Origin of the sequence: Agrococcus sp. Marseille-Q4369 (genome assembly GCF_018308945.1) — a bacterium.
Classification (GTDB): Bacteria; Actinomycetota; Actinomycetes; order Actinomycetales; family Microbacteriaceae; genus Agrococcus.
The window spans coordinates 1,419,076-1,430,998 of record NZ_CP070501.1 but is presented as its reverse complement, the minus strand read 5'-3'; the positions used below and the strand labels follow the sequence as shown (position 1 = coordinate 1,430,998).

At 71.7% G+C, this 11,923-nt stretch carries 14 protein-coding genes; all 14 read left to right on the top strand.

Going from position 1 to position 11,923, the window contains the following annotated elements:
- Window positions 1–72 precede the first annotated feature (72 nt).
- The 14 genes from JSQ78_RS07255 to tuf all read left to right on the top strand — a co-directional run bounded on the left by JSQ78_RS07255 (window position 73) and on the right by tuf (window position 11,851).
- On the top strand, window positions 73–360 hold the full coding sequence (locus JSQ78_RS07255; RefSeq protein WP_021010516.1) for a WXG100 family type VII secretion target: 288 nt from the start codon (window positions 73–75) through the stop codon (window positions 358–360).
- A 159-nt stretch (window positions 361–519) separates the two neighbouring features.
- Window positions 520–828, top strand: coding sequence for a hypothetical protein (locus JSQ78_RS07250; protein WP_211446717.1), 309 nt, complete (start codon window positions 520–522; stop codon window positions 826–828).
- A gap of 22 nt (window positions 829–850) precedes the next feature.
- Window positions 851–2,068: a hypothetical protein gene (locus tag JSQ78_RS07245; protein WP_211446715.1), complete on the top strand. Its 1,218-nt coding sequence runs from the start codon at window positions 851–853 to the stop codon at window positions 2,066–2,068.
- A 34-nt stretch (window positions 2,069–2,102) separates the two neighbouring features.
- On the top strand, window positions 2,103–2,714 hold the full coding sequence (locus tag JSQ78_RS07240; RefSeq protein WP_211446714.1) for a hypothetical protein: 612 nt from the start codon (window positions 2,103–2,105) through the stop codon (window positions 2,712–2,714).
- On the top strand, window positions 2,711–3,502 hold the full coding sequence (locus JSQ78_RS07235; RefSeq protein WP_211446712.1) for a hypothetical protein: 792 nt from the start codon (window positions 2,711–2,713) through the stop codon (window positions 3,500–3,502). The genes JSQ78_RS07240 and JSQ78_RS07235 overlap by 4 nt, the downstream gene beginning before the upstream one ends.
- 49 nt (window positions 3,503–3,551) lie before the next feature.
- On the top strand, window positions 3,552–4,175 hold the full coding sequence (locus JSQ78_RS07230) for a hypothetical protein (protein WP_211446710.1): 624 nt from the start codon (window positions 3,552–3,554) through the stop codon (window positions 4,173–4,175).
- Between the two features lie 104 nt (window positions 4,176–4,279).
- Window positions 4,280–4,552, top strand: coding sequence for a hypothetical protein (locus tag JSQ78_RS07225; RefSeq protein ID WP_211446709.1), 273 nt, complete (start codon window positions 4,280–4,282; stop codon window positions 4,550–4,552).
- Complete coding sequence (locus JSQ78_RS07220; protein ID WP_211446707.1) at window positions 4,549–6,231, top strand: hypothetical protein; 1,683 nt, start codon at window positions 4,549–4,551, stop codon at window positions 6,229–6,231. The genes JSQ78_RS07225 and JSQ78_RS07220 overlap by 4 nt, the downstream gene beginning before the upstream one ends.
- Before the next feature lies 1 nt (window position 6,232).
- Window positions 6,233–6,580 carry a hypothetical protein gene (locus JSQ78_RS07215; RefSeq protein ID WP_211446705.1) on the top strand — a complete coding sequence of 116 codons (348 nt, stop codon included), beginning with the start codon at window positions 6,233–6,235 and terminating at the stop codon, window positions 6,578–6,580.
- Complete coding sequence (locus tag JSQ78_RS07210) at window positions 6,577–7,230, top strand: hypothetical protein (RefSeq protein ID WP_211446703.1); 654 nt, start codon at window positions 6,577–6,579, stop codon at window positions 7,228–7,230. Before JSQ78_RS07215 ends, JSQ78_RS07210 begins: the two co-directional genes overlap by 4 nt.
- Window positions 7,231–7,466: 236 nt before the next feature.
- Entirely contained in the window at window positions 7,467–7,841 is a 375-nt protein-coding gene (rpsL, locus tag JSQ78_RS07205) for a 30S ribosomal protein S12 (RefSeq protein ID WP_211446702.1), read from the top strand.
- On the top strand, window positions 7,841–8,311 hold the full coding sequence (gene rpsG / locus JSQ78_RS07200) for a 30S ribosomal protein S7 (RefSeq protein WP_021010915.1): 471 nt from the start codon (window positions 7,841–7,843) through the stop codon (window positions 8,309–8,311). The genes rpsL and rpsG overlap by 1 nt, the downstream gene beginning before the upstream one ends.
- Window positions 8,312–8,396: 85 nt before the next feature.
- Window positions 8,397–10,511 (top strand): elongation factor G, encoded by a 2,115-nt coding sequence (gene fusA, locus JSQ78_RS07195; protein ID WP_211446700.1) that lies wholly within the window; start codon window positions 8,397–8,399, stop codon window positions 10,509–10,511.
- A 146-nt stretch (window positions 10,512–10,657) separates the two neighbouring features.
- Entirely contained in the window at window positions 10,658–11,851 is a 1,194-nt protein-coding gene (tuf, locus tag JSQ78_RS07190) for an elongation factor Tu (protein ID WP_211446698.1), read from the top strand.
- The last annotated feature ends 72 nt before the right edge of the window (window positions 11,852–11,923 follow it).

Below are 11,923 nucleotides of genomic sequence, written 5' to 3'. Positions count from 1 at the left end.
CGCGCTTTCGTACCTTGGCTCCAGAGCGGCCCGCAGCGGGTCCGCGAACCAGACCTCGAGAGGATCAGATCCATGAGCGATTTCGGCGCATCGTATGCAGAGATGGAGTCCGTGGCGGGCAAGCTCGACACGGGCAAGGAGGACATCTCGGGTGTCCTGAAGGACCTGAAGGGTCAGGTCGACACCCTGCTGGGTGAGGACTTCAAGACGCAGCACGCGTCGGGCAAGTTCGGTGAGGGCTACGAGGAGCTCACGTCGGGTCTCGAGAAGGCGATCGAGGGCATCTCCGAGATGGGTGAGGCGCTGCGCGGCATGATGCAGGCGATCCAGTCGCTCGACGAGCAGCTCGCCGGCAGCTGATCCACCGCTCGAGAGGGGCTGGCCGCGAGGCCGGCCCCTCTCGGCGTCCGCGGCCGCGAGCCGAGCGGGTGGGGGAGTCCTCCCCATCGCCCTCGAGGCATCCGCCGCCTACGTTGAGGAGCAGGAGCGGCGCGGCCGCTGACGGATTCGAGGAGAGACATGGATGACGTGCTCATCACCTTCGACGAGCTGCTCGCGCTGCGGCAGCAGCTCGACGAGATCATCGTCGAGCTCGAGAGCGCGGGTGACCGGTCGAGCGAGCTCGAGGCGGCGATCGGCGCCCCCTACGGCCGGTGGGAGCTGCGCTCGGGCGCGGGCGACTTCGAGAGCCGCTGGAACGACAAGCGCGTCGACCTCGCGCGCGACATGACGAAGGTGCGCGACCACGTGCAGGGCGTGCTCGAGGGCTTCGCGGAGTTCGACGAGGAGGCCTCGCTCGAGCTCGAGGCCGCGGACGCGGCGAGCTGACCGGGACGACGAGGAGACGACGATGCACGCAGGACCGCAGTCGCCGAGGGGCCGCTGGATCGACTACGTGGAGGGCGACCCCGAGGGGATCGTGGCGCGCGGCGAGGCGATCGCGTCGCTCGGGCGGGCGATGAAGGCGAGCGCGGCGACGCTCGAGCAGGTCAAGAGCGGCGCCGACGGCCAGAAGGGCCTCGCGGTCGCGAAGCTGCGCGAGGTGGTCGGCGACTCTCACGGGCTGCTCCGGCAAGCGGGCGAGCTCTACGAGCCGACCGGCCCCGTGCTCGTCGCCTACGGCGAGGCGCTCGCCGACGTGCAGCCGAAGATCAAGGCGCACGTCGACACGTGCGCAGCGCTGTGGTCGACGTTCTCTGCGCTGCCGGGCTCGGTCGAGCCGCGCGGCACGGGCGGCTGGTTCCAGCCCGAGCCCGACAGCCCCGAGGCCGAGCAGCAGGCGGAGGAGGACGCCGCGAAGCTCGCCGCCTACCGTGCGTGGGAGGACGAGGCGGGCTACTGGGACGCCGACTACGACACGTGGGAAGCGGCCTTCGAGTCGGCCGCGAGCGGCATCGGCGACGTGCTCGAGGGCAAGGTCGAGGACGGGTTCTGGGACAACGTCGACGGCTTCGTCGCGGGCCTGCAGAAGGCGCTCAGCTGGGCGGGGCTCGCGGTCGGCATCCTCGCGATCATCTTCGGCGGCCCGATCCTCGCCCTCATCGGCGGCATCATCGGCCTCGTCGCCCTCGGCCTGACGATCTACCAGAAGATCCGCGGGGACGCGGGATGGCTGCAGCTCGGGCTCGCGATCGCAGGCGTGCTGCCGTGGGGCAAGCTCGGGAAGATCGCGAGCGGCAAGTTCAGCTTCGCCGACGACATGTTCGGCGGCGTGCTCGGCGCGACCGCGTGGCGCAACGCCGGCTCGCAGGCGAAGGAGCTCGGCTTCGCCTACCTCTTCCACGGCCGCGGCGCGAGCGGCGCGCTCGGGAGCCTGCGCCAGCTCGCGACCGGCAACAACCCGAACGGCTTCGGCGACGTGTTCCTGCGCCTCATGACGGGGAAGGACGTCGCGGCCTTCGAGAAGCTCGGCGACGTGACGACCGGCGTCCTGCCGGCGCTCGCCACCGCATCCGACCTCATGCACGGACTGTTCGCCGTGCCCCTCAAGTACGACGGCTGGATCTCGAAGTTCACGGGCCATGAGACGATCAAGGAGAAGGTGCCCGCCTTCGACATCGTCTGGTGATCGAGGCGCGCTCGAGCGACGAGGGATGTGATCGGTGACGGCCACGTGGCGGATCTCCGCGAGCTCGGCCGCTCCCGGCTGGCTCGGCATGCCGCCGCTCGGCGCCGACGACGGACACTGGGTCGCCGAGCGCACCGCGGCGCTGCGCGCCGCGTTCGGCGAGCGCTGGAGCGACGACCTCGACCGCGCCGTGCCGGCGCTGCTGCGAGCGGGGCTCGACCGCCGCGAGGCCGACGACCTGCTCTCGTGGCAGCTGTGGCCCGTCGCGCTGCCCGTCTTCTCGATCGTCCGCGCGCGCGTCGTGCCGAGCGCCGCGCTGCCCGACTTCCACGCGGCGGGCGCGGCCGTGCAGCCGATCGAGAGCTCGACCCTCGGCCCCGGCGTGCAGGTCACCGGGCGCGTGCGGCTCGAGGAGGCGAGCGCGTCGGCGGCGGTCGCCGTGCTCGCCTTCGACGACGGCGAGGCCGCGTTCGCGCTCTCGATCGACCCGACCGTCGCGGAGGTCGCCGACCTCTCGGCGCCCGCGCTCCTCGACCTCGTCGACCGCATCGAGCTCGAGCGGCCCGACGGCTCCGCGTTCCGCGCCGAGCCGCCCGTGGGCCTCGTCGCCGACGAGGCGGGCTGGAGCCTGGGAGGCGCGGCGTGAGCCTCCGCCACGACAGCGCCCTCGCGTGGGCCGACGACCTCTCGGCCGCCGCCGAGCCGCGGCTCGGCATCCTCGAGGCCTACGCCCTCCAGCGCCACCCCGCCGCGCTCGAGCACATGGGCGACGACGGCGCCGGGCTCGCGCGCGTCGCGGGCGCGAAGGGCAGCGGCATGGCGGGCCTCTGGCTGCTGCTGCCGCTCCTGCTCGCGGTCATCGCGCCCGTCATCGGCTTCGCCGCGCTGCTGGGCGACCCGCTCGGCTACCACCGCCTCGACGGCGAGGTGTCCGTGCCCATCGCGGGCGCGTGCTTCGGCGTCGCTGCCGTCGTGCAGGTCGTCGCCGCGGTGGTGTGGCTGCGCGGGCCGCGCCTGCGCGACCGGCAGCTGCTGCTGCTCGGCTTCGGCACGGCGGTCTTCGCCGCGCTCAGCTGGTGGGTCATGGGCTCCGCCGCCTCGCTCGCGTCGGTCGCCGGCGTCGGCGGGTGGCGCAGCGCCGTGCTCGTCGCCGGCGTGCTCGGCCTCGTGCTCAGCCTGCTCGTGCTCGCCCTCGGCCGCGGCGCCGCCGCCGTCACGGCCGCCGCGGAGGACGCTCGCGCGCATCGCGACGCGCTCGCCGCCGTGCTCGCGGGCATCCCCGACCACGAGCTGCGGAGCATCCGCGACGACCGCGACGCGGCGATCGCCCTGCTCGCCGAGCGCGGCAGGCTCGAGCCGAGCACCGCCGAGCGCGCCCGTCGTGCCGAGCTCGGCACGCTGCACCGTCTCGACGCCGAGCAGCGCGCGCAGTGACCGCGCCCCGCTCGGACGAGGCCCGGACATCCATGACCGAGGAGGACGCATGAGCGAGCAGACCGACCTGCGCGCGGAGCTCGGAGCCGCGCCCGACCCCGAGTTCGAGCTCGAGCTGCCGCCCGGCTGGGCGCGGCACGCGCCGGATCGCGCCACGCACGATGCGATGGCCGCCGGCATCCGCGAGCGCATGCTCCGCGCCCACCGGCCCGACCTCTACGCGCACGCAAAGCGCATGCTCCAGGACTCGTTCGAGGCGATGCAGCGCAGCGACGTCGTCGCCTTCTTCACGCCGACCGAGGAGGGCGACGACACGCTGTGGCTGTCGTCGTCGATCCTCGCCTCCATCCGCCGCGCGCAGCCCGACGTCACGCTCGACGAGGCGGTGCGCCACGCGATCCTCGAGTACGACGCGGCGCCGCTCGACGACTCGAAGCGCATCGTGCGCTTCGAGCGCGACCGGCTCGAGACCGTGCAGGGCGAGTCGCTGCGGGTGCTCACCGTCGTCTACCTCACGCCCGTCCCCGGCACGCAGCGCAGGCGCGCGCTGCAGCTGACCGCGACTATCAACCGGCCGGTCGACATGGACGTCGAGGATCCGCTCGTCGACGGCCAGCGCATCCTCCTCGACGCGTGCGTCTCGACGCTGCGCTGGCGGCGCCCGCAGCCCTGATCCCCGGCACCCCTCGCTCGCGAGACGGCTGCTGTCGATGGGCACTCCTGCCCATTCACTCCCCGGGCGGCGGATGCGTAGCGTCGGCCCCACGAGGAGGCGCAGTGGCCGACATCCGCATCACCTACGGCGACCTGGACGCAGCGGTCGCCGAGCTCGGCTTCGTCACGCGGCAGCTCGCGGCGTCGGACCGCACGAGCGCCGCCGCAGCTGAGGCCGTGGGGCACGACGGGCTGGCAGCGAGCGTGCTCGCGTTCGCCGACACCTGGGACGACAACCGCGAGCGCCATCGGGAGGCGGCGGACGCGCTCGCCGAGCGCATCGCGGGCATCGCGACCGGGTTCCGCGAGACCGACCGGCAGCTGGCGGCCGGATGACGCTCGAGCAGCTCAGCGGGCAGTGGCAGGCCGTCGAGGGGCACGGCGACGCCTACCTCCGCACGGCCGAGGCGATCGAGCAGGCGATCGAGCACCTGCGTGCCATCAGCGACGAGGACGCGACCGTCGCGCGCGCCTTCGATCGGGTGCGGGAGGGCGCGGAGGAGGTGTCGGGCCAGCTGGGCTCCGCGACCTCGCGCTACCGCGTGACGGGCCAGGCGCTCGTCGACTACGCCGACGAGCTGCGCGCCGCCCAGCAGAGCGCCGACGGGGCGATCGAGGAGTGGCGCAGCGCCGATGCCGCGAGGCTCGAGGCGCTCGCCGAGCGCGACCGGCTCGCGAGCCTCGCTGGCGCCGCCGCGGAGGCCGCTCCGCTCGAGCGGGCGGCGGCGGAGCAGCTCGCGCTCGCCGAGCTGCACGCAGGCCGGCGGGCCGAGGCGGAGGCCGACTGGCGCGGCGCGGCAGAGCGCAAGCGGCGCGCGGCCGAGGAGGCGACTGCGCGCATCCGCGCGGAGATCGAGCACTCCGCGATCGGCGATTCGTGGTGGGACGATGTGCGGGGCGCCGTCTCGGGGCTCCTCGACGCGATCCGCGACGCGGTCGTCGACGCGCTCGCCTGGCTCGGCGCGGCGGTGCTCGCGGCGATCGGCGCGCTCGTCGCCGCGGCGCTCGCGATCGCGCTCGCCGCGACGGGCCTCGTCGGCGCACTGCTCGCCGGTGTCGCGCTCGCGCTCGTCGTGACGTGGGTCGCGAACGGCGGAGCGGCGGCGTTCGTCCGCGCGCTCGTCGAGACCGGCTCGATCGACGCGGCGATCGTGCGCGGCACGATCGCGTGGCTGCACGGCTCGCTGCCGGGCGTCGTCGACTGGCTCATCGCGGGCGACGCGGGCACGCCGGTGCTGCTGTGGAGCGGCGCGCGCGAGCCGCGCGCGGGCACCGCGGGCACTGCCGGCGACCTGCTCGCGAGGCTGCAGGCCGACAACCGCGCGGCCGACGCCCACGCGGGCGCGCCCGGCGAGCACGATCCTGGCGCCTCCACGATGATCACCGTCACCGCCGTGACCGGCGCCTACGGCACGACCGCCTACCGCGTGAGCATCCCGAGCACCCAGGTGTGGAGCCCCGGCTCCTCGTCGATCAACGACGTGCACTCCGATGTCGCGGCGAAGCTCGGCGTCGACCCCACGCAGCTCGAGCGGGCGGTCGTGCAGGCGATGGCCGAGGCCGGTGTGCCGGCCGGCTCGAGCGTGCTGCTCTCGGGCTGGAGCCTCGGCGGCATCACGGCCGCGAACCTCGCGGCCGACCCGGCCTTCACCGCCCTCTACGACGTCGACGCGGTGATCGTCGCGGGCGCCCCCGTCGACGACGCGTCGATCCCGACCCACATCCCGGTGCTGTCGTTCGAGCACGCGGGCGACGGGCTGCCAGACCCCGTGCCGCTCGCCGAGGCGCCCGGCAAGCTCGACCTCAGCGGCGACCCGAATCGGCTGAGCGTGCGGGTGCCGCCGCCCCCCGGCACGGGCCTCGTGCCGCACGAGGGCCTCGCGTACCAGGTGACGATGCAGCAGCAGGGCGATGCACCCGGACCCGCAGCGACGTGGATGGCGCTCCACGACCTCGATCGCTTCTTCGTCGGCGTCGAGCTCGCGCACGCGTCGATCTTCGAGCGGGGCCGCTGACGTGGCCGCGACGGGGAGGGAGCCCGGGCTCGAGCTGCAGCTCGAGGCGATCGACGGCGTCGCCTCGGCGTGCGCGACGATCGCGGTCGACGGGCTGCCCGGCAGCCGCGCGCTGCGCGTCGCGCTGCTCGTCGACGACGAGGGGGCGGATGCGGCGGGCCGCGTCGTGCGCGCGGCGGTCGACGCGCTCCGCTCGACCCGGCCGGGCGTGCCGGCGAGCCTCGCGCTCGAGCGGCTCGTCGACGGCGTGCGCCACGCGATCGATGTGTGCGCGGCGCTCGAGGCAGTGCCCGTCGAGGGCGCCGTCGCCGCGGGCGGCGAGGTCCTGCTGCTCGGGAGCGGGGCGTGAGGCTCGTGCTGCGGCTGCCGGGGGAGTGGGTGCGGCTGCCGGTCGGCGAGCCCGGCGCACGCGAGCGGATCCGCGAGCTCGCGGCTCGGCTGCTCGGTCGGGGCGACGAGCGAGCACCGCTCCGCATCGCCCTGCGGGAGCGGCTCGAGGCGGCGCTCGAGCGCTCCGAGGCGGCGGGCGCAGCGGAGGTGCACGTCGGGGTCGCGCTCGAGTCCGACGTACCCCTGCCCGCCGTCGCATCCGTCTACCGCGGGGTGCCGCTGCCGACCGCCGCCTCGGTCGAGCCCGACGCGGTGATGGCCGCGCTCGTGCCGCTCGTGCTGCGGGCGGCGCACGAGGGCGCGGGCGGCACCGCGTCTCCGGGCCCCGACGATCGCGTGCTCGACGCCGGCCGGTCCCGCGTCCTGCGCCGACCGGTCGTGCGCGACGCGCCGCACGGCGACGGCGCGACGCCGGCGCTCGCGGTCGACTACTGGGTGACGGTGCCGGGCGAGCGGCGCGCGGCGCTCCTGCACCTCGACGTGCCGCTCGTCGCACCGGCCGCGCTGCTGCTCGCGCTCTGCGACGCGATCGCGGTCGCGTCCCGCTTCGAGGCCGCCCGAGCCGAGCCGGAGGAGGAGCCGCAGGAGCGGGTCGCGGCCGACGCTTGACCGTGCATGCGTCGTGCCCTTAACATTGATCGGGTGTGCGCACACGCGCGCCCTGCGTCATGCGCGGGGAGCGGGCGGGCAGCACTCGGGCAGCGGACACCGGTCCGCGAGCCCCCACGGCATATCCACCACTTGAGAAGAGCGCGCGGAAGCGCGTGCGGTGGATCACCGATGGAGTCGGCCGAGCCGACGAACCACATCGAAATCGCTGTCACCGTGCAGCAGGAAGAAGCAACGTGCCCACCATCCAGCAGCTGGTCCGCAAGGGTCGGTCGCCGAAGGTCTCGAAGACCAAGGCGCCGGCGCTGAAGGCGAACCCCCAGCAGCGCGGCGTCTGCACCCGCGTCTACACCACCACCCCCAGGAAGCCGAACTCGGCGCTCCGCAAGGTCGCGCGCGTGAAGCTCTCGAACGGCACCGAGGTCACCGCCTACATCCCCGGTGAGGGCCACAACCTCCAGGAGCACTCGATGGTGCTCGTGCGCGGCGGTCGAGTGAAGGACCTCCCCGGCGTGCGCTACAAGATCGTGCGCGGCGCGCTCGACACCCAGGCCGTGAAGAACCGCAAGCAGGCTCGCAGCCGCTACGGCGCGAAGATGGAGAAGAAGTAATGCCTCGCAAGGGTCCCGCTCCCAAGCGCCCGGTCGTTGCTGACCCCGTCTACGGCGCACCGATCGTCTCGCAGCTCGTCAACAAGATCCTCCTCGACGGCAAGAAGGGCCTCGCCGAGCGCATCGTCTACGGCGCGCTCGCCGGTGTCGGCACCAAGTCGGGCCAGGACGCCGTGACGGTGCTCAAGAAGGCGCTCGACAACATCCGCCCCACCCTCGAGGTGAAGTCGCGCCGCGTCGGTGGCTCGACCTACCAGGTGCCCGTCGAGGTCAAGCCGCACCGCGCGAACACGCTCGCGCTGCGCTGGCTCGTCTCGTACGCCAAGGCGCGTCGCGAGAAGACCATGACCGAGCGCCTCATGAACGAGATCCTCGACGCCTCGAACGGCCTCGGCGCCGCCGTGAAGCGTCGCGAGGACACGCACAAGATGGCCGAGTCGAACAAGGCCTTCGCGCACTACCGCTGGTGACAGCCAGAGCTGAGGGCGGGGCCCGACCGGCCCCGCTCTCGGCTCACCAGACCAACCCGCTCCATCCACTCATCGGAGGAACCCTGTGGCACAGGACGTGCTCACCGACCTGAACAAGGTCCGCAACATCGGCATCATGGCCCACATCGATGCCGGCAAGACCACCACGACCGAGCGCATCCTGTTCTACACGGGCGTCAACCACAAGATGGGCGAGACGCACGACGGCGGCGCGACCACCGACTGGATGGAGCAGGAGCAGGAGCGCGGCATCACGATCACGTCTGCCGCCGTGACCTGCTTCTGGGACAAGAACCAGATCAACATCATCGACACCCCCGGCCACGTCGACTTCACGGTCGAGGTCGAGCGCTCGCTCCGCGTGCTCGACGGCGCGGTCGCCGTCTTCGACGGCAAGGAGGGCGTCGAGCCCCAGTCCGAGACGGTGTGGCGTCAGGCCGACAAGTACGACGTGCCGCGCATCTGCTTCGTCAACAAGATGGACAAGCTCGGTGCCGACTTCTACTTCACGGTCGACACGATCGTGAACCGCCTCGGCGCGCATCCGCTCGTCATCCAGCTGCCGATCGGCTCGGAGAGCGCCTTCGAGGGCATCGTCGACCTGGTCGAGATGAACGCGAAGACTTGGCGCGGCGACGCCAAGGGCGACGTGAAGATGGGCGCCGAGTACGCGATCGAGGAGATCCCGGCCGACCTCAAGGAGAAGGCCGAGGAGTACCGCGCGGCACTCATCGAGACGATCGCCGAGAGCGACGACACGCTCATGGAGAAGTTCTTCGAGGGTGAGGAGATCTCGGTCGCCGAGATCAAGGCCGCCATCCGCAAGATGACGATCAACTCCGAGCTCTACCCCGTGCTGTGCGGTTCCGCGTTCAAGAACCGCGGCGTGCAGCCGATGCTCGACGCGGTCGTGGACTACCTGCCCTCGCCCGTCGACGTGCCGGCCATCCCCGGTCGCGACGTGCGCGACGAGGAGATCGTCATCGAGCGCCACGCCGACCGCGACGAGCCGTTCGCCGCGCTCGCGTTCAAGGTCGCCGTGCACCCGTTCTTCGGTCGCCTCACCTACGTGCGCGTCTACTCGGGCCACGTCGACTCGGGCGCCGCCGTCGCGAACTCCACGAAGGGCAAGAAGGAGCGCATCGGGAAGATCTTCCAGATGCACGCCAACAAGGAGAACCCGGTCGACTCGATGACCGCGGGCCACATCTACGCGGTGATCGGCCTCAAGGACACCACGACGGGCGACACGCTGAGCGACCCGTCGAACCAGGTCGTGCTCGAGTCGATGACGTTCCCCGCGCCCGTGATCGAGGTCGCGATCGAGCCGAAGACGAAGGCCGACCAGGAGAAGCTCTCCACGGCCATCCAGAAGCTCGCCGAGGAGGACCCCACCTTCCGCACCGAGAACAACCCCGAGACGGGTCAGACCGTCATCAAGGGCATGGGCGAGCTGCACCTCGACATCCTCGTCGACCGCATGAAGCGCGAGTTCAAGGTCGAGGCCAACGTCGGCAAGCCGCAGGTGGCCTACCGCGAGACGATCAAGGGCACGATCGAGAAGTACGACTACACCCACAAGAAGCAGACGGGTGGCTCCGGCCAGTTCGCCAAGGTGCAGATCAAGCTCGAGCCGCTCGAGATCACCGCGGAGCAGACGTACGAGTTCGTCAACGCGGTCACCGGTGGTCGCGTGCCGCGCGAGTACATCCCCTCGGTCGACGCCGGCATGCAGGACGCGATGCAGGTCGGCGTGCTCGCCGGCTTCCCGACGGTCGGCGTGAAGGCGACGCTGCTCGACGGCGCCGCGCACGACGTCGACTCGTCGGAGATGGCGTTCAAGATCGCCGGCTCGATGGCGTACAAGGAGGCCGCGCGCAAGGCGCAGCCGGTGCTCCTCGAGCCGATCATGGCCGTCGAGGTGCGCACGCCCGAGGAGTACATGGGCGACGTCATCGGCGACCTGAACTCGCGTCGCGGGCAGATCCAGTCGATGGACGACGCCCAGGGCGTGAAGGTCGTCAAGGCCCTCGTGCCCCTGTCGGAGATGTTCGGCTACGTCGGCGACCTGCGGTCGAAGACGTCTGGCCGTGCCGTCTACTCGATGGAGTTCTCGACCTACGCCGAGGTGCCGAAGGCCGTCTCGGACGAGATCGTCCAGAAGAGCAAGGGAGAGTGAGTGCCCGGGGCGGCGAGCGCCGCCCCGGCCCCACCGACCTGCCGCGGTTTCTCTGAGCCCGCGGCGCAAGTACGATAGTTCAACACCACCGAACGCTCTGCCGCGAAGCGGCGGTGCACTCATGAGAACAGTCCTAGGAGGACATAGTGGCTAAGGCCAAGTTCGAGCGGACCAAGCCGCACGTCAACATCGGAACGATCGGTCACGTCGACCACGGCAAGACGACGCTGTCGGCTGCGATCTCCAAGGTCCTGGCAGACAAGTACCCGTCGGCGACCAACGTGCAGCGCGACTTCGCCTCGATCGACTCGGCTCCCGAGGAGCGCCAGCGCGGCATCACGATCAACATCTCGCACATCGAGTACGAGACGCCGAAGCGCCACTACGCGCACGTCGACGCGCCGGGTCACGCCGACTACATCAAGAACATGATCACGGGTGCGGCCCAGATGGACGGTGCGATCCTCGTGGTTGCCGCCACCGACGGCCCGATGGCGCAGACCCGCGAGCACGTGCTGCTCGCGAAGCAGGTCGGCGTGCCGTACCTGATGGTCGCGCTCAACAAGTCGGACATGGTCGACGACGAGGAGATCCTCGAGCTCGTCGAGCTCGAGGTCCGCGAGCTGCTCTCGAGCCAGGACTTCGACGGCGACAACGCCCCGGTCATCCGCGTCTCGGCGCTCAAGGCGCTCGAGGGCGAGGAGCAGTGGACGCAGGCGATCCTCGACCTCATGCAGGCCGCGGACGACAACATCCCCGACCCGGTGCGTGACCGCGACAAGCCGTTCCTCATGCCGATCGAGGACGTCTTCACCATCACCGGCCGTGGCACGGTCGTGACGGGTCGCGCCGAGCGCGGCACGCTCGCGATCAACTCCGAGGTCGAGATCGTCGGCATCCGCCCGACGCAGAAGACCACGGTCACGGGCATCGAGATGTTCCACAAGCAGCTCGACGAGGCATGGGCCGGCGAGAACTGCGGTCTCCTGCTCCGCGGCACCAAGCGCGAGGACGTCGAGCGCGGCCAGGTCGTCGTGAAGCCGGGCTCGGTCACGCCGCACACGAACTTCGAGGGCACGGCGTACATCCTCGCCAAGGACGAGGGCGGCCGCCACAACCCGTTCTTCACGAACTACCGCCCGCAGTTCTACTTCCGCACCACCGACGTCACGGGCGTCATCTCGCTGCCCGAGGGCACCGAGATGGTCATGCCCGGTGACACCACCGACATGACGGTCGAGCTCATCCAGCCGATCGCCATGGAGGAGGGCCTCGGCTTCGCGATCCGCGAGGGCGGCCGCACGGTCGGCGCCGGCACGGTGACGAAGATCATCAAGTAGTCTCCGGACTGCTCGACGGGGGCTCCTGCATTCGCAGGGGCCCCCGTTCTCGTCGTGCAGCGTGCTGCTGAG